This is a genomic window from Paenibacillus sp. S29 (assembly GCF_049319765.1).
GTDB classification, from domain to species: Bacteria; Bacillota; Bacilli; order Paenibacillales; family Paenibacillaceae; genus Paenibacillus; species Paenibacillus polymyxa_B.
In genome coordinates, this window is record NZ_JBMOUI010000004.1 from 131021 (window position 1) to 151057 (window position 20037).

The window sequence follows — 20037 nt, forward strand, 5'->3', positions numbered from 1 at the left end:
TTTGAAGACGGCTTGACTTCGTGTAACACGAAGGCGATAGGTTTATTGTAATGCAAGTCGACCGTAAGCGGAATCCCACTGAGGTGCCCGATTTCCCAGTTCCGCGGCCGTTTGCTTTACATTTGAACAATGGGAGGAATTACAATGCAAACCGTGACATTAAACAATGGTGTGAAAATGCCGATTATCGGCTTTGGTGTCTACCAAGTTCCAGATATTGAAGAATGCGAGAACGCCGTATATGAAGCGTTGATGGCTGGTTACCGCCTGATCGACACCGCCGCCGGTTATCTGAATGAGGAAGCGGTCGGTCGTGCGATCAAGCGCAGCGGTGTACCGCGTGAGCAGCTGTTCATCACGACCAAGCTATGGGTTCAGGATGCCGGCTACGAGAGAGCCAAGTTCGCGTTTGCCAAATCCTTGAAGAAGCTGCAACTCGACTATCTCGATCTGTACCTTATTCACCAGCCGTTCGGCGATTACTACGGTGCTTGGCGTGCGATGGAAGACCTGTACCGCGAAGGCAAGATTAAGGCGATCGGTGTCAGCAACTTCCTACCCGACCGCCTTATGGACCTCATCATTCATAACGAAATCGTGCCCGCCGTCAACCAGATCGAAACGCACCCGTTCTACCAGCAGACAGAGAGCGCAGCTTTTATGAAAGAGCAGAGAGTTCAACATCAGTCGTGGGCCCCGTTCGCTGAGGGACTTAACAACATGTTCAGAAACGAATTGCTGGTCTCGATCGCAGAAAAACACAAAAAATCCGTCGCTCAGGTCGTATTGCGCTGGCTTGTTCAGCGTGAAGTCGTTGTAATCCCAAAATCGGTGAGAAAAGAGCGGATCGTTGAAAACTTTGACATTTTTGATTTTGAGTTGAGTGCGGACGATATCGAACAAATTTCGACCCTCGATACGCGGGAAAGTCTTTTCTTATCGTACCGCGACCCGGAAGTCGCCAAGATGATGGGCAACTGGAGAGTCGATCTGTAAACCTTGAATCGAACCGTAAACTGATCACGCGTTTATCCTCATCTATAAAGAAAGGACAGGGCGGTCTGACGTGAACCCTGTCCTTTCTTTACTTGGATTGACCCTTGGATTCGCTTTTCTGCTTTATAATGATGTCATCTTTGGCTTAATCATAATAAAACCTCCTATTAGAGCAATTATTTAGTGTTCTCTCCTGTAATTGAATCGCCAATGTTTTTTAACACTTTTAAATCTTATTGAAAAGGTGTGGATAAAAATGTTGGAAAAATCGGTACTGCTGCTTATTGTGGCTAGCTTTTTGTTTATGGTTAATGTGCCGGATCAAGCTTTTAACCACCATCATAGCATTCACCCTCAAGTTACCATTGGAGGATTTTAAAGCAAAAGCTCTGCTAACCTTATGGTTGGCAGAGCTTGTTCGTTACCGGAACTCCGTATTTGTTTTCGCAGCCCCTATCGTTAGATACGCTTAATCTATTTCATTATATCGTTCGACTGCCTTGCTTAGCTTATAATTGAAATTCTCAGGTGTGCCATCCGTAGTGTTCAGGAACTGACCGTTCAGGTCAGAATCAGATACAGGTTCCTTCTTATTGATGCGTTCAATGACTTTGGAAGCAGCCGCTTTTGCCTCAGTGGCTGAATCAACATAGTTCCTGATACTGAAGCTGTTAATCCCTTCTTTTTGAACTCGATTCTTGTCTTTTGAGATGGTCATGAGCGCACTCAGATCTGCGGTCATAATGTCGTATTTGGCTTTAAACTTCGTCATATCAAGCTGCAGCACATTGTCGGCGGTGATACCCTGCTCATCCATTTCAATGGCCGTAGCCTCGGCATCTATCATGAACTTCAAGGCATTATATCTGATCTGCTGGTCTGAATCCTTGAGTTTTTGCAGTTCAGCCAGACGCTGCTCGTTACCCAACTTTTGCATAGCCGTGAAGTATTGTTTGGAGACAGTCTCGTAAGCGAGATTGGCACTTACCAGCTTGGTATGCAGCTGTTTTCCTTTTGCGAAATCATCATCCACGTAGCCTTTTGTATCATAGTAGGTTTTCATCTCGTCCAGGACGGACAACAGATCATTGATGACCGGTGTCAGTTTGATCACTACGGGGTCTGCGTTCGCAAAAGCAGGTTGGCTTGCGGTATAGCCGTTCGCTTTATCAATAACTTCCCGCTCAGTTTCAGCAACGCCGAGCATGATGAAGCTGAAGTTCTTCTCGATTACAGGCTGTGAATCAACTCCGAACTTCTCGAAATAATGAACCAGAACCTCATTGATTCTGCCTGTCATCAAGTTATTCAGCCTCACATACGCATTGTATTTTTCGATTTCTTTGCTCTCGCTGGACGTAACACCTGCAGACGCTTGATCCACGGTGGATGTAATGGCAGAACAAGCCGACAACATTGCACCTAACATGATAATGGCAATAAAGAATGATAGCTTTCTCAAAATAGTGATTCCTCCGACTGAGTAATTTAACGTGCTTTTCTTTTGTAAGATATTAGGGAGAGAACAACTGACATCTTCTGGTCGATTAATTCCCTCTTCGCCGCATATCAAAGTTGATTGTGAAACAATCTATTCAATTTTAAATTTATTTGGTGAATAGGTCTTGAGACTTGAGTAGCATATATTGGAACTGTCCTGCTCGTTAGCTTAACGTTGCCGTTCAGTCTACTAGTTTCAGCAGGCCGCGTAAGATGCCAGCTATTAAGGATCTGGAGATAAAGACGGGGGCGCACAGAGGACATAAAAATTAGGCTGCTTGCTTTAGAACAAGATAACTATATTTATGGGGCGGATAATTCTACACTACGGGACTAGGTTATCATACACTAAATAATGAGACTTATTTTATAAACTGCTTGGGCTTGTTTTTACATTTTCGGGATTATGCGGTTCCTGAAACCAAAGCAGCGTTTTTAAATTTTATCAAAAAGGTGTGGATGACCAATGTTGAAAAAAATGGTACTGCTGATCTTCGCGGCTAGCTTTTTGTTTATTGTTACTGTGCCGGATCAAGCCCTTAACCACCACAATAGTATTCAGCCTTACGTTACCATCGGAGGTGCTTAAACGTAAGCAAAGCAAATCCCCGCAAACCTTAACTGGTCGGCGGGGATTTTTGTTGAACGATCTAAGGAACAGTGTGTTGAAGAATTATGCTGGAATTTTAGGCTTTAACTGGTTCAGGTCTTTTTAATTGAAGAGGGGGAGGTATTAGCCAACCCTTTTCTTTGTTCATTTTTAGAATACGGACTCCCAAAGCAGTCTTAGTTAGATGATATTTCGCAAATAAAGCCCCGATGTCTTCTCTAATGGATTGACCCATAGCTTGGCTGCAAGATGTCAATCCTACAGAGGTATCTAATGCGATTTTAGCTGCGATTTCGGGATCAGTAAACCTTGCACCAACCGGGATATCCTCAAGTTTTACAGGGGGTCTTTCAGGCAAAATAGGAGCTGGGGCAATCCCATTATCAGTAAGCATTGCGTCGCATTCTTGGATTTCTAGTTTAGCTTGATCAATAAGATCATCCAGTACTTTTTTGAGCTCTTTGTCTCCTGCGTGGTTTAAACATGCTTGGTAAAATGAAACGCTGCCTTTCGCTAACGCTGAAAACTGCCACACACTATAAACTTCTCCGTAATGCATGGGCTCGTCTTTTGGATTCCCGCTTAGGATACCCATTATAAAAACCACTCCTTTTTTAATTTTAATGATGTACAAATTTATGATTCCCAGTAGTTAAGATTTAATGTGTGTATAAGAAATAAGTTCTACTGGGCAATCTAAATACATTAAAAAATTGATTGCAAACACAAATTTAAAGGAGTGGTTTAGGTATGTTGAAAAAAATGAAGATAATGGTTGTTGTTGCATTAATGATTTCAAGCTTTGGAGCGGCAGTAGCATTTGCTGAAAACAGTCAAAACAATATGAGCACAAACGACAATGGTAGAACACAAATGCTAACTACTAATAATAATGATGACGATAATGATAATGATAATTGGGGATGGCTTGGTTTGTTGGGGTTAGTTGGATTGGCAGGTTTAAAACGTCGCGAGCCTGAAAACCACAATAAAAGATAATCGTAAATACAACTCAAAAACAACTTAACAATCCCCGCTAACCATACTTGGCCGGAGGGGATTGTTTTTATTCGAACTATGTCTTTAGACGGAAAATAAAGATTAAGACACCACTTTTGATCTCTGCAATGATGGCAAGTTTCTCTTTCGCGTTCAAAATATCGGCAACCTTTTGGATTGACACTACCAGTTTCCTGAAAAATTTTAAGTGAGCGCTATAGACGCTGCCAAGCACATTAAAATTTATTGATTTTCCTTCGTGAGAAAAGAAGCTGCTAACAATGTAGTATTCGTATAGCCACCTGAAACATTTTCATATGAAAAATTAGCGATAGGAACTCCAATAACTGTAGCAACGTCTCCTTCAAAAATTTCTCCACTTGCTCCCGGATAAACTGCCATTACTGTATTATCATTTTCATCACTAATATAAACGATAGCCGTTGTCCCTATAGGAATGTTATCTTCTTCTATATCTATTACATCCCCGCTTATTTTTACAAATTTGTTTAAGTATAAGTTCAGATTTTTATTTAAGTGTTTTGTTGTTACGGATTTATCTACTAGATTAATGACTTTGCTTTTATCTGTGGAAGGAAATAAGTCACTGTTTTTAACAATGAAGTCATAAGAGGTTTGTTCCATAGAAGCTTGATCTTCTGTTAACACGGGTGTTCCATCTTTCAAGAATTCAGCAAATAAATATTCTTTATCTGTGACCTCATTTGTAGAAGCTTGCTGAGCAGTATTTTCATTGCTTACTGTTTGTTCAGTAGCAAAGGACGTGCTTGAAGACCCAGACCTTGTCGTTGTTTCTTTAAAATTGCTTCCACAAGCTGTTAGAGCTACAGAAAGTAGAGCAATGGATAGAATTTTTTTTAACATGACGAATTCTCCTGTGAGTATCCTCATCGGTTGAGGTAGTTGCTCATTTTATCTTGTTACCTTTATTATCGAATATTAATGTTGAATACATAATACTTTTAAGTTTTAACAACAAGGATATACTGTGTTGATAAAAATTGTATAAATGGCTCATTCTATCAAATTAGGAAATGTTGCATACTCGGGGGTTATCCACTTCACCAATAACTTACAAACTCAGGCACAGCGTGGTCTATAGGTTTTTGGAGCCGCATTTTTTTGTATAAAAATGGAGGGTGAAATGGTATTTAAAAAAATAAATATTTTATATTTATTGTTTGTGCTAATATATCTCTATTCAATTACAACTAGAAAAGAGGATATTGTGTGCACCATGACAAGGAATTAAAGCTTGCAGAAACAAATATTGCAAAAGGTATTGCTGTAATACTACTTTTGATCCATCACCTCTTCGCTTTTCCTGATAGATTAAAGTATGACTATGTTTCATTATTTACTTTATTTCATGAAAGAGGGGAATTTTATTTAGGACATTTTGGTCAAATAGCAATATCTATTTTTTTGTTTCTAAGTGGTTATGGATTATATAAGAGCAATGTTCAAAATCCACATCATTTAATGCAGAAAAGCTTTACAAGATTAAGCAAAATAATGATAAATTACTGGGTTGTTTTTTTGCTTTTTATCCCAGCTGGTCTATACTTCTTTGGAAATTCTGATAGATTTCAACATAATTCAATAATGGATTTTTTGCGGAATTTTATAGCGCTCTCAAGTTCATATAATGGTGAGTGGTGGTTTTTATATGATTATATTCTGCTGCTATTAATTTTTCCGGTCAGCTTTCAAGCCATTCAACGTAACGCATGGGTAACTCTACTCATTTCCGGTCTTGTTTTTTATAATTCATATTCACAAGGCAATTATTACAGTATTATGTATTGGCAGCTGCCGTTTATGATAGGGTTGTTCTTTGCTAAATATAAATTGTATTCATGGATGAGTAAGATTTATAATTCCATCATATTTAATAACATACTGTTTGATATTATAATAATTGTAGTGTTATTTCGCTTTCGTACCACGAGTCAACTATTTGAGAAGACAACGATTGATATGATAATTGCCCCTTTATTTATCCTCGTTAGTATTCATTTAATGAATAAATTAAAACTAACCAGACCTTTTGCTTACTTAGGTAAAAATTCAATGAATATTTGGTTGACCCACACCTTTTTTTGTTATTACTATTTTCAGAGTATTGTTTTTTTCCCCAAGGTATCTATCTTGATCTTGTTGTGGCTAACGTTGTTAACGGTACTTACTTCAATTGTAGTTAACAGCATCATTAGTCTCATTAATACTAAAGTGTATACAAAAAATATTGATCTCAATCCAAACAAAGTTGGGGGCCAAGTGTAAAGTCTTACTATCTGTTTGGAAAAGACTACTGAATTGTACTTCACGGACACTCATTCGAGAGTATTTTATTAAACTTAAGCACAGCTTTCAGGCTTTTTGGAAGCCGTGCTTTTTTTATTGAAAAAAACGGTTTTCAAACCTTTAGTCTAGAAAAAATGTATCGTCCAGTACAGCAGTTTAGGCGTGATCTCGAGATTACAGTAAATGTAAAGAAGGACTTCATCGGCATGTTAGCCGACATGAAGCCCTTCATATGTTTATTTAGTTGAATATTCGCTTACTTCAAATGTGAGAATTTTGTTGAAGATTACGTAGTCTTTGCGATTGCTGAATGGACCTTTGTTGTTGTTGTGCTTGTCAATGGCAAAGAAAGAAGCACCTCTACCAGCATCTTTAGCGTCATACCAAGCGATGAAGGCATTGAGTTCTTTTTTACTCAGATCGAATTCTTTATCAAATCCATTGTCCATCGTTACAGTCAGAATGGCGCGATCACCAGCTGGTTGGGAGGCCCCATCTGTATCTGACGGATCAGGCTTTGTAGATGGATCCGGTGTAGTAGATGGATCCGGTGTTGTAGATTTACCCGAGTCTTGATAAGGTAAAAATCCTTCAGGAATAGCATATTTAAAATCGCTTGCTCCAAAATTAGCTTCAAAAACTATTTTCTGACTAGTTCCACTTACAATAAATGGAAAAATATGGGACCCCTCAAGTTCAGATGGTTTAATGGAATTAGCTCCGAGGGAAACCCCATTCTTGTACCAAACAATTTTATCGTTATCTAAGTCCAATGCAATACCGATAGTGGTATCAACTCCAAAACCAGAACTGTAACCTATCTTTACTGGTGAGGTAATGTTATTGATGATTTCACCACTATTTCCATAAATAGCTTGATATTGTCGGTCTGATTCACCTGTTATCCCTACGAATGAGGCAACATTGTTGACCTTTACTTCCCAATACCATTTCCCATTTGTTTTCCCCACTGTCGCTCTATCGCTTGTTCCTCCCCCGTCAAGAGTAGTTACTACAGACCCATTTTTCCAAGTCACATTGGCAGTCTCTGCTTTTGTAACAGTAGGGAATAATGAAAACACCGAAGCTCCAATGAGAAGGGCTAGCACTATTGTTCCTAGTTTTTTGAATATAATATTGTTCATGACTTCCTCCTAAATATATGTAATAACAAGTGAATTATAGAATTAGATTGGGAGAATTGTCCAAACATTAAATGATATATATTCAAATATGAGTATTATTATGGAATTTAATTTTTCCAGAGGAACGTAGGTCGTCGAAAGTATAAAGGCACTAGTCATTAGATTGGAGGTTTCGAAGAAACATCCGGTTAAACCTCGTAACAAACAATGGATATATGATACATACACAGAAATGTTTAAAGCAGAAGGAGTCTACATGTGGTTCACCGAATGGAATATTTGAGGTGATCATCATGAAACGCACATATAAAGTAATGAGGACAGACATGGAGTTGTTTGGAGCTGCTTTGGTCCAGGCACATGTATACGTTGTATCCGTTGATGAGGAATTGCGTGTGACATTTGAGGATTATGGGGGAGTAGTAGAGGAGATTAAGCCAGAATCAGTTAAGATAGCGGGTAAAATTTTTATGCGAGACCAGCTTGAATTTCGAATAGACCTAGTGTCAGGAGAGGACCCAGAATGACTAATAACTCCGACGGTCAATAGCCAGTATAGAGAAATATTTCACGTACATAAATAAGGCAACAGAGTTACGAGTCACAATAGCCCAACTTCAGAATTAGATTAGTATGAGGCGCAGGATTCAATATTCATAATGACAAGGCATATCCCATATGACTAAGTAAGTGCTTTTTTTGCTCACATAGAGGAGGGATATGATTGGATGCATTCGTTTCACGCTCATTAGATGAAATACGATTTTGGTCCAGGATCATGAAGGAGCATTCCTTTTTTCTGGGGTTAGGTTTTCGAGCGGAAGATACTCAACTTAAAACAGAAGCCAATCGGTTCTACGCCATTTTTGAGGATATTGAGAAAAGGTCGAATGAATTTAATACCGAGACAGACCCTTATACAATCAAAGAGTTTAATACGGAAGTTCAGAATGCGGCGACGAATATTTGGGCATTTAAGAGAATGGTATTGGGCCTTATATTACAATGCAAGCTTCCTGGACAAACCAATTTTCCTTTACTGGTAGATCACATAAGCCGGGAAGCCAATTATTTCAGAAACCGTTTAGGAGAACTCAATTCAGGGAAGCTTGAACCATTACCCGATGCAATTATTGATGAAAATGTATTTTTCTTAAAAATCATGGCCGATCACGCAAAATTTATAGGCCATTTGCTTGATCCATCCGAGCGTAAACTGGTTGAACAAGCTAGGGAGTTTAGTAATGATTTTGATGCGCTGATGTTTCAAGCGATTGATTTAAGTCATATGCGGCCACAGTCACAAACCGTTCCACTCCTGAGTCAATTTGTTGATGAAAATCGTGTCTCTGTGAAGTCCTTGCGTGATTTTAAGAAAACAGCGCGTGATTTAATCGACGAGTGCCGAATAAAAAGCATTATCCATCCTCTATTGGCCGATCATGTATTTCGTGAAGCGGAGAGGTTCCTTTTTATTCTCGATATGTTTGATCAATCCTTATCAGGTGTTAAGGTGAACAAGAGAGAAATCATGCACTGAGAGAGCCCAGTAAAAAGAGTACAGTTTCTGTAAATTATCCAGTGGAAATAAAGCTTTAGACTGAACAAAAATCAAACAGCGGCAGACCAAGACCTGAAAAAATAAAGTCTTAGACAGCCGCTGTTGTCATCCAACTAACGTGTATGAGTACATAGAAAATCCAATATGTCAGCATTGAGCATCCTATGGAAATGTTCGCGATCAAAGCCGGGAGGGTCTTGCGATTGGAGAAATGCCGGAGTCCTCATCGATTCCGGGAAAGGACTCAGAAAGGAGAAATGTCCGGCGTTTTTTACGGTTTTGTATTGTACCTTCTTAGGATCTGGCACGCCATCCAATATTAAACGCGCGTGTAAAGAAGGAGTGTACTGATCCTTCTCTGCATCCATCATTAAAATAGGTAGATTAACCGCACGCAAGCTACCTTCAACTCGAAACCAGACCGACGCTGGTGATAGTAAAACGAGGCATTTTACTCGGTGATTTGGTGTAGCCTCTATAAGCTGAGGTTTCCCGTCCGGGGTCTCGTGAGGAAAAGAAGTCGGCACGCCACCCGCCGCTGCTAATGCCGTGTAACCGCCCATGGAATGTCCGATGAGCGACACAGCATTCTGTATTAATTCGTCCTTGAACAGCATGCTGTCGAAAAACCAGTCGGTAGCCATATTAAGGTGTCTAGGTCTATAGATAAGATTCTGGGCTGTTCCTTCCAAACTATTGTCATTACGATTGTTAAATGGATGCTCTGGAATGCCGACAATAAAACCGTTGCGTGCTAAATACTGCGCCAAAATCCGATACACAAGCGGCGTACTGCCAGTACCGTGAGAGATGATAACCAAAGGGAACCTTCCTTCCGATGGCTCTGCCTCTCTCGCCAACTCTAACTGGTATGGACCCAATCGCTCTATTTGTTCGGGCTCGTCCGCTGGATACATTACCGTCATGGGAAATGTAATGCCTAGGGAGGAATCCTTTATTTCTACTTCTCGCCATCCTGCATAACTATTCTTAAATTCTGCGTTTCTTATCATCCACCATACCTTTCCTTTCTCGAATTAGCACAAAATACGTATGTTTATTCTGTATTAATGCTTGTCATTATTGCATTTTAAATCCAAATATCATTGACTGCCGTTAATTCTGACTCCGCTCCTCCAGTATTTACTACACCTCTTGGCTCTACTAGCATGATATGGCACTCTTCATGTGCGAATGGCTTGTGTTCGACCCCCTTAGGTACAATAAACATTTCTCCCTGAGAAATCTGTACCCGTCCATCTCTAAAATCAATGAACATCTCGCCTTCAAGTACAATAAAGACCTCGTCGGTATCTTGATGATCGTGCCATACAAAATCCCCAACTATTTTCACCAATTTAAATTGATAGTCATTCATTTCACCAATAACTTTCGGAGACCAATGATCACTAAATTTAGATAACTTTTCATGCAGTTTGATTGATTGATACTTCATAATACCCTCCTTTTAAACTAGATATCCTCAGACGGATTTATAATTGCCAGTACCTGGTGATCCTCCCACTTTCCGTTAATCTTTACGTTGCTTCGAGAGATGCCTTCTTTGTGAAAGCCAGCCTTCTCAAGCACACGGATGGATCCTGGATTCCGAGGAGAGGCTTCCCCGAAGATCCGGTGAAACTTTAGCTCATCGAAAGCATAGCGAACCACCTGCTTCACCGCCTCCGTCGTATAACCCTTGCCGTTATATGCTTGGTCTAGGCTGTATCCGATCATACAGCTCTGAAGCGGTCCTCTCACCACAAAAGATAGACCTATGCTGCCTATAATCCGGTCGTCCTCCTTGTGGCATATCACAAAGGAATATTTCCGATCCTCCATCATGTCGGTCTTGCTCTTAATAATCGTCTGGAGCTGGTACTCCTCCGTATAGTACTTCTCTTGGTTGTTTGGCGAAAACTTATCAAAGAACTCCTGATTGCGCTTGTACATTGCTGCCAACTCTGCGGCGTCCGTCTCCTCAGAGAACCGGATGTATACTCGCTGCTCCGACATTTGCACCATCCTTCCAAACTGTAATATTGAAAGAATTATATCACAGGATGAAGATTGGGAAATGATTTGATGATTGGTGTATATCAGGAAAAATTCCTTTGAATGTTAACTAAAAATATATACCGTAATTATTGGATTGGATATAATGTTTTCTAAAAAAGGAGGATATATTGTAATGAATAATGCTTACGAAGTGCTTGAGGAGCGTATATCCGAATGGGGAATCTCTAATGAGGAAATTATTGCGGTTTATATCGTTGGGTCTCGGGCAAGAGAGAACAAACCTTTTGATGAGTTTTCTGACTTGGATGTAGTCGTCTTTTCAACGAATCCAGATTACTATCTTCAAAATGATCAATGGTTACTAAACATCGGCAAGGTTTGGACCAGCTTTATGTTTCGAACGGCAAAAGGAGATCCGGAAAAACTCGTTCTTTTTGATCAGGGGGCTGAGGTTGATTTTCTATTCCGTCATACTTCTGATCTGGATCATATAATCAAAAATGGACGTATTCCTGAAGGATTTCAGCGTGGGGTTAGGATGCTGCTCGATAAGACGGGAAATGGAAACCACATCATCCCTCAAACCACTACGATCCCGGATACTCCTCCGATATCTGAAGGTGCTTATCTACAGGTTGTTAACATGTATTGCTTCGCCTCTCTCTATGTGGCTAAACAAATTTTGCGCAATGATCTGTGGGTAGCTAAGCAAAGAGATATGGACTGTAAACAATTATTGCTGCAAATGATAGAGTGGCATGCAAAAGCTGTACATGGATCGGAATATGATACTTGGCATGCAGGGAAATCCATAAATGAATGGGCTGATCAAGATGTCGTTGCTGATTTGAAAAAATCTTTTGGGGAATACGACCCTAATCATAGTTGGGAAGCACTGGTCGTATCCTTTGAGTTGTTCAAACGGTTATCCTCGGAAGTGGCAGCTAAGTATAAATACGCGTATCCGGATGAATTATTTTCCCATATCCAATCCTGGTTAGGGGGACAATATGATAAGCATAGATAAAAAGTCGGACACCCTAATTGTTGTGCTGCATGAGATTTATGGGATTAACCAGCATATACAAAATTTTTGTAGCTTATTATCAGATCAGGGTTATGACGTCATTTGTCCAAATTTACTAGGCAAGGAAACGCCTTATGACTATTCGCAAGAGGAAACTGCCTACACCAATTTTATGGAGAATGTAGGATTTGACCGTGCTTTCTATCATATCGAAAGTTTATTATTAAGTATTCGAGCTCGTTATAAAAAGGTATTTATCGTCGGATTTAGCATAGGGGCAACGATTGCCTGGCTGTGTAGTAAAGAAAAGTATGTTGATGGAATCGTAGGATACTATGGCTCTCGTATTAGAAATTATTTAGAAATAGCTCCACATGGTCCAATACTACTTTTTTTCCCACAGGAAGAACCATCATTTAATGTGGATGAGCTCATTTCAACTTTAGACAACCGTAATATCCGGGTACATAAATTCAGTGGACAGCACGGATTCAGTGACCCGTACTCTTCCCGATATGACGTACACTCAGCTCAGCAATCATTTAAAGAAATGGTAGAGTTCTTCAAGGAAGGTTGATCAATGAACAGCTTCACTTGGTTAGATGATAGTAATGATCGGTTGAACAATTATGCCTATGTCCGTCCAATGACGAGAAAACAACTGGCCTTGTCTCCAATCATAAAATCCAATGCGGAATAAGAGAAGGACTAGAACTATGATGATCTAGTCGACTTCTATCGAAAATATCTCTTTAAAACCTCTTTTACCATCGGCTGTAATACGTATCGCTCGGGTTGTGGGCAGACGCTCGATCCAATTTAATTCGAATAATCTGTCTAGAACAGCACTTCCTAAAGCACCTGCAAGGTGATGGCGTCGTTCACTCCAATCCAGGCATTTATGTGAGAAGGAGCGGCGCTTTTGTCTTGTTTTTTTTAGATCAATCTGAAAGTCAGTGAAGAAAGCCTCTCCTGGTTCCGTGATATGAAGCCCGTCCTGATCCTCGAAAAGAATCCCCTTTTGAATGAAAAAATTCATGAGCTGTACGCCTAATTGACCTGCAACATGATCGTAGCAAGTTCTTGCCAACCGTAGGGCCTCGTTTTCAGAGGCATGTTTGAATGAATGGATAGGGACAGGCGGAGCTATGGATAAAAATGACTCCATCACCCGGGCAACTTCGGGGTCTTGAATGCCATAGTAACGGTGCCGCCCCTGTTTTTCCACAGTAACGACTTGTGCCTCGGTCATTTTTGCCAGATGGAAGCTGGCTGTTTGCGGTTTGATGCCTGCCATATGGGCCAATTCACTTGCCGTGTGGAACCTGCCGTCTAATAAAGCGGTGAGGATAGCTGCACGGGAAGGCTCGCTAACAAGAGAAGCAATCATAGCTACATTTGACTTGGTACTCATGGCACGATTATCCCCCTTTGTAATCCATACTTCGATGAAGGTTGAAATATTTATATTTTACAATAGGGAGGTAGATCTGAATAGAAGGAGAAGAGATGATGAACCCAATACATCAGATGAATGAGATGAAACATAGCCCAGATGTTATAACGATTAACCCTAGCATTTTATATTACGGAACCCCTGTAATTTTACTCAACACGCTGAATGAGGATGGAACAACCAATATTAGCCCCATTTCCTCCTCGTGGGCATTAGGAGATTGTGTGGTACTAGGCATTGGAACAGGTGGCAAAGCATTAGAAAATATGGAGCGGCATGCCGAATGTGTAATCAACGTCCCGGGGCCTTCGATGTGGGAAAATGTAGAACGTTTGGCTCCTTATACAGGCAAGAATCCTGTTCCGGCGGAAAAGAAGGAACATGGATTTATGCACCATAAAGATAAGTATGAGATCAGCGGACTAACTTCGATGGAGTCGAATAGGGTCAAGCCCGCCCGAATCAGGGAATGTCCTATTCAAATTGAAGCCAAGGTGAAGGATGTAAGAATTCCTGACCATTCTCCTTATTTTGCGATCGTCGAAACTCAAGCCATACAGGTGCATGTTCATCAGGATATCATCCTCGGCGAGAACCATATTGATCCGACAAAATGGAGCCCACTCATCTATAATTTCCGCCATTACTTTGGCCTGGGTGAGCATTTGGGCAAAACATTCCGATCTGAAACCTGATATTTCAATAAAATTATAATATCCTACCTGAATAATGAGAATTATCTTCCCAAATCGTTCTTTTTGTGCGAGAATGATTGAAAAATCATCCATGAGTACGCATACAGGAAGAGACGATTCATACAACACGTATAACAAGGGAGGAAATAATCATGTCAGAAGAACGCAAGCTGTCATTCGAAACTCTCGCTGTCCATGCCGGACAACAAATTGATCCTACTACCTTTGCCCGCGCCGTTCCGTTGTATCAAACCACTTCATATGGATTTCGGGATGCGGAGCATGCGGCTGATTTGTTCTCGCTGAAAGAATTCGGCAACATTTATACGCGTCTGATGAATCCGACCACGGATGTATTCGAGCAACGGATCGCCGCGTTGGAAGGCGGGGCTGGTGCGTTGGCAACGGCTTCGGGAGCAGCGGCAATTTCCTTCTCCATCCTGAATATTGCGGGAGCTGGGGATGAAATTGTGTCGGCCTCCAGTCTGTATGGCGGTACATATAATCTATTTTCTACAACACTGCCGAAATTGGGCATTAAAGTACATTTTGTCGATTCGGATGACCCAGAGAACTTCCGCAAAGCCATTACAGATAAGACGAAGGCATTATTTGCCGAAACGATTGGCAACCCACAGGGCAATGTGCTGGATGTGGAAGCTGTAGCGGCGATTGCGCACGAATATGGTATTCCGCTGATTGTGGATAACACGTTCCCAAGTCCTTACTTGTTGCGTCCTATCGAATACGGAGCGGACATTGTTGTGCATTCTGCAACGAAGTTTATTGGCGGGCACGGCACGTCTATTGGTGGGGTGATCGTGGACAGCGGCAAGTTTGACTGGAAAGCGAGTGGTCGTTTCCCAGGACTGACTGAGCCGGACCCGAGCTACCACGGAGTTGTTTACACCGAGGCGGTAGGGCCTATCGCATATATTATCAAGGCACGGGTCCAATTACTGCGGGACTTGGGAGCGGCGATTTCTCCGTTTAATTCATGGCTGCTGCTTCAGGGCTTGGAGACACTTCATTTGCGGCTGGAAAGACATAGTCAAAATGCCTTGAAGGTAGCGCAATATCTCGAAGGCCACAAGGATGTGGAGTGGGTCAGCTACACCGGGCTGCCAAGCCACCCGTCCTACGAATTAGCTCAGAAATACTTGCCAAAGGGACAGGGAGCGATTCTGACCTTCGGTATTAAAGGTGGAAGCCAAGCGGGAAGCAAGCTAATTGCGAATGTAAAGCTATTTTCTCATTTGGCGAATGTGGGTGATTCCAAGTCTTTAATTATTCACCCGGCAAGCACAACACACCAGCAGTTGAATGTGGAAGAACAGGTCGCTGCCGGAGTCAAACCAGAGCTGTTACGCCTATCTGTCGGGACAGAAGCGATAGACGATATTTTGTACGATCTGGAGCAGGCGATCGCGGCCAGCCAGCAGTAGTAGCAGTAGACCCTTCTTAGACTAAGTGTGACAGAGCAATCGTGTAGCATCGCAAGTGATTTTCCGACCCAGATCAGTATTCGTCCAGAGTTTGATCAGGCGGGGGGCAACCTCCGTCTTTTTTTGCGTGTTGACATCATACCCCCATAGGTATATATTATACCCCGTGGGGTATATGAGGAGGGGAAGAAATGGATAGGAAAATAGTTATTATTGGCGGGGTAGCAGGTGGAGCTTCTGCTGCTGCGAGATTGCGTAGATGGAATGAGGAAGACGAGATTATTCTGTTTGAACGCGGAGAGCATGTTTCTTTTGCGAACTGTGGCCTTCCCTACTATATTGGCGGGACAATCCATGCGCGGGAGAAGCTGTTTCTCCAGACGCCTCAAGGGATAAGAGACCGTTTTAATATAGATGTGAGGGTACTGAAAGAAGTGATACAAATAGACCGCGAGCAGAAGCTCGTCCGCTTCCGCGATATGATTACAGGGGAAACAGATGAGCAGCCGTACGATATTGTGGTATTGTCGCCGGGAGCCAAACCGATGATACCGGACATTCCCGGATTACATGAAGCTGTGAATGTATTTACATTAAGAAACATTCATGACACGGACGTTATTAAGGCATATGTAGATGAAAGACATCCCCAGCATGTCACGGTGATCGGGGCCGGATTTATTGGGCTGGAGATGGCCGAGAATTTGCGGGAGCGTGGACTTGCAGTAACTATTATTGATATGGGTCAACAATTATTGAATCCGCTGGACCCTGAAATGGCCAAATGGGTAGAACAGCATATGAGGCTGAACGGGGTGGAGGTGCGTTTAGAGGAAGGAGTCACGGCTTTGGAAGAGCAGGGTACACAACTTCGATTGACCTCCGGGGGTGTGCTTCAGACGGACATGGTTATTCTGGCGATCGGTGTTGTTCCTGAAAATGAGTTGGCCAAGCAAAGCGGATTGGAACTTGGTTTTCGCGGCGCCATTCAGGTCAACGCCCAACTGCAAACCAGCGATCCGGCCATTTATGCGGTGGGGGATGCCATCCAGGTCAAAGACCGCAATCATGGGTTTGCAACGATGGTATCACTAGCTTGGGGAGCCAATCGTCAGGGGCGTTTGGTAGCGGATCATATTAACGGTCAAGCCATTTCTTATGATGGGGCGCTTGGAACATCCGTAATTAAGACCTTTGCATTGACTTCAGCTTCTACAGGTAATAATGAAAAAACATTACAGCGGCTGGGCGTTCCTTATCAGGCTGTTCATATTCATCCTGGTTCACATGCCGGCTATTACCCTGGCGCATCACCCATTGCTATGAAGCTGCTCTTTAATCCTGAGAACGGGATGATCTATGGGGCGCAGGCTGTTGGAGCTGATGGAGCAGACAAAAGGATTGATGTGATTGCGACGGCTATTCGTGGTCATTTGAACGTCCGTGAGCTGGCTGATATTGAACTTGCTTACGCACCTCCCTATTCTTCAGCAAAAGACCCTGTGAATATGGCGGGTTACGTGGCTTCGAATATCATGGATGGGCTGGTCCAAACGATACAGTGGCATGAAGTTGATGATTTTCACCGCAATGGTGGTCTTATAATTGATGTAAGGGATGCGGTGGAGCTACAGGCAGGAGCCATTCCAGGTTCTGTTCATATTCCTCTGGCCGAGATTAGAGAGCGGATGGCAGAAATCCCTAGTGATCTGGAGATCGCGGTATCCTGCCAAGTCGGTCTGCGAGGCTATATTGCGGCCCGAATTTTGACTCAATACGGTTATCGGGTGAGGAACGTTGATGGTGGCTATAAGACGTATTCGGTTATGGCTGAACGTGATCATCTCTTAAAATAGTTCATCACCCATCCAATCTGGTTGAGGTGATCCGTTACTTCGCCGTGCAGCGCACCAAAGAAAGTATCTTGTAGCTCCACGGTAACGGTACCTTTTTCTGCTAGTGCGTGGTAAGCTTGCTTAAGCTCGTCCTCACTTTCACAGTCGAGAATGATTTGGACATGCTGCGCTTTCAGCGGTTTACCGTAGGAATCTGAAAAATGGATATGACTGCTACCCAGGTGAAGTTCAGCGTGCAAGAGTCTGCCTTCCTGCTTGTTTAGCACTTTGATTTTCCCACCTAACACCGATTGGTAATAATCAATGGACTGCTGCACATCGTTTACAATGACAAAAGGACTTGCACTTCTCATGGGATCATTTCCTTTCATGTCTTTGGTGTAGGATCGCTACTGTACATTATTTACGTTATCCGCAGGGTTTACCCCTCTTCTGATCAAATTATGGCTTGGTTCACTGTGTGACGTCTGTTACAATAGAAGAGGTATATACGAATGGATAGAAAAGAGGTTGAACAGGTGGGCACTTCAGTGATTTGGGAAGCAGTTATATATTGGGTAATCTTGGTGATTTCCGCTCTGTGCGTGATCGCAGTATCTGGTACTCGGAAGACAGCAAGCACGATTATTTTAGCGCCCGTTGTTTTGTTCTGTACCATATTTATGATGCAGGGATCAGTGTTTACTGCCATGAATCACCCGACGATGGGGTCTAATGTCGGTTTGGGTATGGCATTTCTGACAACATGGGTGGTCAGCGGAATATTGTTTGCTGTAGCGCTTGTAATTGCTTTTATTAAATATAACAAGAAGAACAAGGCGTAATTTAGCCTTAACCTCAGATGGATAAAGGCTTTCGGTGATGTACCGAAAGCCTTTTTTTGTATTTTTTTACGATGGAGGATGTCTCTGCTTATCTACGTCTTCTCATAAGCAATACAACGATTAGCACGACGATGATCACGATCAATAGGAATTTCATATTCAATAACCTCCTTGGTCTGTCTCATATTTGGTATTAACCACTTTTAGTTAGTATGTACCGATGGATCTCAAGCAAGTATCTATTGTCGAGTGCTTGGGGAAAATTAGAATGTGGGACTAAAAAGAGGTTTACAGGCTTAGCTGGAAAGTGTATACATAAAGTAAGGAGGCGATTGCCATGAGTGATCGTGCATTTCATTTGTTCTATATTATTTTCTTAACGGTTCTGGCACTTGGAAGTGTTGGTGGAATCGCCTGGTGGTTGCGCTCTATTGGTCGTCAGGAGAAGGGAAAAAACTAAATTCAACATGGGCATACAAGCCCGAATGCATCTTCCAGTAGGAGGGTGCATTTTTATATGTTATAATGGGAACATATGTTCTTTGTAGGAGGGAAGACGATGTTGCCAGATTTGGAACGAAAGCTGCTACGTATTTTGTATAATTATTTCGCCCAGCATCGCCACATGCCCACAATGGCGGAATTGACCGTAAAAACAGGCAAGCGAGACGCTGAAATTACAGCCGCCTTGCGACATATGGAACAGGAGCGTTACATCACTTGGGAAAACAATTCGGGTACCCAGCATGTTGTTTTACTGGAAGGGTGGGAACGTCCCTCGACCCAAAGGCGCACCCAAGCGGAAACAAGACGTTCCACTACGCAAACGATGCCGCCCGATGGTACAGAATATTGGACGAATTATTAGAAGGTATATAAAACTGGAAAATTAATGAGTTTTTAAGGTGCATATCATTTAGTTTTAAGAAAGCGAGACTATAATGACCCTATTAACCCCTTTTTGATCAAGCTATAGGCCCTGCCGATGTATCGGCAGGGCCACTTTTTTGTTCATAAATATGCTTTCCGTATATGAAAAATCCCCCGGGGATCATCCGGAGGATGGTGCAGTTTGCATATACTGCACGGCCTGCTCAAACTTCATCGTTTGATGGCATAATATATATTCAACCCCTGCTACCTTGCATTATATGGTCAGCATGTTCATAAGGGGCAGTGTGATTCCACTGTTCATTTTCCAAACGACAAAAGCCCTACCTCTCTTTCGTCCTTGCGGCTCCGATGACCGCGCCAGTGTGAATGTGAAAATCTTCGGCAAAAGCTCAAAATTCTACATTAGGGTTATACATAAAATTTGGAGAAGCTCCATACGGTGATTAGGAGTAATAGCTTGTTGCGTGGAATCTTATGGGGTTAATACATATTCTAATAGTATAGCAAGAATGATTATAAAACACAAGTCATTTTTTGCTTTTTGATGATAGACTGGAAAAAATGTTGGCTAAAATGTCCTTCCCTCGCGAGTTTCTTAATTAAGAATAAGATGATTTTCCATCTATAAATTGCAGATTAAAAGCCGTCCTCGTATTTATGTAAAATGCTCGAGCAAGAAGGT

24 protein-coding genes and 1 pseudogene are annotated in these 20037 nt (G+C 42.0%); 16 read left to right on the forward strand and 9 right to left on the reverse strand.

What is annotated here, in order from left to right; all coding sequences use genetic code 11:
* Positions 1-144 precede the first annotated feature (144 nt).
* Positions 145-996, forward strand: a complete 852-nt coding sequence (locus tag ACL9RM_RS08345; RefSeq protein ID WP_250267312.1) for an aldo/keto reductase — start codon at positions 145-147, stop codon at positions 994-996.
* A 256-nt stretch (positions 997-1252) separates the two neighbouring features.
* Entirely contained in the window at positions 1253-1375 is a 123-nt protein-coding gene (locus ACL9RM_RS08350; RefSeq protein ID WP_302055478.1) for a hypothetical protein, read from the forward strand.
* A gap of 90 nt (positions 1376-1465) precedes the next feature.
* Here ACL9RM_RS08350 and ACL9RM_RS08355 read toward each other — a convergent pair whose 3' ends face one another.
* A complete protein-coding gene (locus ACL9RM_RS08355) occupies positions 1466-2458 on the reverse strand; it encodes a YiiG family protein (RefSeq protein ID WP_250267313.1) in 993 nt (330 codons plus the stop codon).
* Positions 2459-2835: 377 nt separating this feature from the next.
* Between ACL9RM_RS08355 and ACL9RM_RS08360 the strand changes: the two are divergent.
* Positions 2836-3000 (forward strand): annotated as a pseudogene (locus ACL9RM_RS08360) (transcriptional regulator); the annotation flags it as partial.
* Positions 2963-3085 (forward strand): hypothetical protein, encoded by a 123-nt coding sequence (locus tag ACL9RM_RS08365; protein ID WP_323873133.1) that lies wholly within the window; start codon positions 2963-2965, stop codon positions 3083-3085. The pseudogene ACL9RM_RS08360 and the gene ACL9RM_RS08365, both read left to right, overlap by 38 nt.
* 97 nt (positions 3086-3182) lie before the next feature.
* Here ACL9RM_RS08365 and ACL9RM_RS08370 read toward each other — a convergent pair whose 3' ends face one another.
* Positions 3183-3701: a DUF3231 family protein gene (locus ACL9RM_RS08370; RefSeq protein WP_069290956.1), complete on the reverse strand. Its 519-nt coding sequence runs from the start codon at positions 3699-3701 to the stop codon at positions 3183-3185.
* A gap of 155 nt (positions 3702-3856) precedes the next feature.
* On the opposite strand from ACL9RM_RS08370, the gene ACL9RM_RS08375 reads away from it, so the two are divergent.
* Complete coding sequence (locus ACL9RM_RS08375) at positions 3857-4105, forward strand: WGxxGxxG family protein (protein ID WP_250267314.1); 249 nt, start codon at positions 3857-3859, stop codon at positions 4103-4105.
* A 243-nt stretch (positions 4106-4348) separates the two neighbouring features.
* Here the strand turns inward: ACL9RM_RS08375 and ACL9RM_RS08380 are convergent, their stop codons facing one another.
* A complete protein-coding gene (locus tag ACL9RM_RS08380; protein ID WP_250267315.1) occupies positions 4349-4990 on the reverse strand; it encodes a hypothetical protein in 642 nt (213 codons plus the stop codon).
* Positions 4991-5356: 366 nt separating this feature from the next.
* Here ACL9RM_RS08380 and ACL9RM_RS08385 point away from each other — a divergent pair, with 366 nt between their 5' ends.
* Positions 5357-6412 carry an acyltransferase family protein gene (locus ACL9RM_RS08385; RefSeq protein ID WP_250267316.1) on the forward strand — a complete coding sequence of 352 codons (1056 nt, stop codon included), beginning with the start codon at positions 5357-5359 and terminating at the stop codon, positions 6410-6412.
* Between the two features lie 257 nt (positions 6413-6669).
* Here ACL9RM_RS08385 and ACL9RM_RS08390 read toward each other — a convergent pair whose 3' ends face one another.
* Positions 6670-7578 carry an SPRY domain-containing protein gene (locus tag ACL9RM_RS08390; RefSeq protein WP_250267317.1) on the reverse strand — a complete coding sequence of 303 codons (909 nt, stop codon included), beginning with the start codon at positions 7576-7578 and terminating at the stop codon, positions 6670-6672.
* 293 nt (positions 7579-7871) lie between these two features.
* Between ACL9RM_RS08390 and ACL9RM_RS08395 the strand changes: the two genes are divergently transcribed.
* Positions 7872-8105, forward strand: coding sequence for a hypothetical protein (locus ACL9RM_RS08395; RefSeq protein ID WP_250259570.1), 234 nt, complete (start codon positions 7872-7874; stop codon positions 8103-8105).
* A 197-nt stretch (positions 8106-8302) separates the two neighbouring features.
* Positions 8303-9118, forward strand: a complete 816-nt coding sequence (locus ACL9RM_RS08400; RefSeq protein WP_165178845.1) for a DUF2935 domain-containing protein — start codon at positions 8303-8305, stop codon at positions 9116-9118.
* 134 nt (positions 9119-9252) lie between these two features.
* On the opposite strand, the gene ACL9RM_RS08405 is transcribed toward ACL9RM_RS08400, so the two are convergent.
* The 3 genes from ACL9RM_RS08405 to ACL9RM_RS08415 form a co-directional block, all read right to left on the reverse strand.
* Positions 9253-10152 carry an alpha/beta hydrolase family protein gene (locus ACL9RM_RS08405; protein WP_250267318.1) on the reverse strand — a complete coding sequence of 300 codons (900 nt, stop codon included), beginning with the start codon at positions 10150-10152 and terminating at the stop codon, positions 9253-9255.
* A gap of 77 nt (positions 10153-10229) precedes the next feature.
* A complete protein-coding gene (locus ACL9RM_RS08410; RefSeq protein ID WP_250267319.1) occupies positions 10230-10595 on the reverse strand; it encodes a cupin domain-containing protein in 366 nt (121 codons plus the stop codon).
* A gap of 17 nt (positions 10596-10612) precedes the next feature.
* Entirely contained in the window at positions 10613-11155 is a 543-nt protein-coding gene (locus ACL9RM_RS08415) for a GNAT family N-acetyltransferase (RefSeq protein WP_250267320.1), read from the reverse strand.
* Positions 11156-11330: 175 nt separating this feature from the next.
* Between ACL9RM_RS08415 and ACL9RM_RS08420 the strand changes: the two genes are divergently transcribed.
* Both ACL9RM_RS08420 and ACL9RM_RS08425 read left to right on the forward strand, forming a co-directional pair.
* A complete protein-coding gene (locus tag ACL9RM_RS08420) occupies positions 11331-12185 on the forward strand; it encodes an aminoglycoside 6-adenylyltransferase (RefSeq protein ID WP_250267321.1) in 855 nt (284 codons plus the stop codon).
* Positions 12169-12762, forward strand: coding sequence for a dienelactone hydrolase family protein (locus ACL9RM_RS08425; RefSeq protein ID WP_250267322.1), 594 nt, complete (start codon positions 12169-12171; stop codon positions 12760-12762). The genes ACL9RM_RS08420 and ACL9RM_RS08425 overlap by 17 nt, the downstream gene beginning before the upstream one ends.
* A 147-nt stretch (positions 12763-12909) precedes the next feature.
* On the opposite strand, the gene ACL9RM_RS08430 is transcribed toward ACL9RM_RS08425, so the two are convergent.
* Positions 12910-13599, reverse strand: coding sequence for an ArsR/SmtB family transcription factor (locus ACL9RM_RS08430; RefSeq protein ID WP_209940884.1), 690 nt, complete (start codon positions 13597-13599; stop codon positions 12910-12912).
* 116 nt (positions 13600-13715) lie between these two features.
* On the opposite strand from ACL9RM_RS08430, the gene ACL9RM_RS08435 reads away from it, so the two are divergent.
* From ACL9RM_RS08435 to ACL9RM_RS08445, 3 genes are all read left to right on the forward strand, one after another.
* Entirely contained in the window at positions 13716-14336 is a 621-nt protein-coding gene (locus ACL9RM_RS08435; RefSeq protein WP_414126307.1) for a flavin reductase family protein, read from the forward strand.
* A 152-nt stretch (positions 14337-14488) separates the two neighbouring features.
* Positions 14489-15781: a homocysteine synthase gene (locus ACL9RM_RS08440; RefSeq protein ID WP_023986774.1), complete on the forward strand. Its 1293-nt coding sequence runs from the start codon at positions 14489-14491 to the stop codon at positions 15779-15781.
* Between the two features lie 191 nt (positions 15782-15972).
* Positions 15973-17637, forward strand: a complete 1665-nt coding sequence (locus tag ACL9RM_RS08445; protein ID WP_250267323.1) for a CoA-disulfide reductase — start codon at positions 15973-15975, stop codon at positions 17635-17637.
* Here ACL9RM_RS08445 and ACL9RM_RS08450 read toward each other — a convergent pair.
* Positions 17622-17990, reverse strand: a complete 369-nt coding sequence (locus tag ACL9RM_RS08450; RefSeq protein WP_029516003.1) for a VOC family protein — start codon at positions 17988-17990, stop codon at positions 17622-17624. The two genes, ACL9RM_RS08445 and ACL9RM_RS08450, sit on opposite strands and share 16 nt — an antisense overlap.
* A 141-nt stretch (positions 17991-18131) precedes the next feature.
* On the opposite strand from ACL9RM_RS08450, the gene ACL9RM_RS08455 reads away from it, so the two are divergent.
* From ACL9RM_RS08455 to ACL9RM_RS08465, 3 genes are all read left to right on the forward strand, one after another.
* Positions 18132-18461 (forward strand): hypothetical protein, encoded by a 330-nt coding sequence (locus tag ACL9RM_RS08455; RefSeq protein ID WP_023986776.1) that lies wholly within the window; start codon positions 18132-18134, stop codon positions 18459-18461.
* A gap of 337 nt (positions 18462-18798) precedes the next feature.
* Positions 18799-18921, forward strand: coding sequence for a hypothetical protein (locus tag ACL9RM_RS08460; RefSeq protein ID WP_414126290.1), 123 nt, complete (start codon positions 18799-18801; stop codon positions 18919-18921).
* A 99-nt stretch (positions 18922-19020) separates the two neighbouring features.
* Positions 19021-19329, forward strand: a complete 309-nt coding sequence (locus ACL9RM_RS08465) for a hypothetical protein (RefSeq protein ID WP_069290967.1) — start codon at positions 19021-19023, stop codon at positions 19327-19329.
* Positions 19330-20037: the final 708 nt, after the last annotated feature.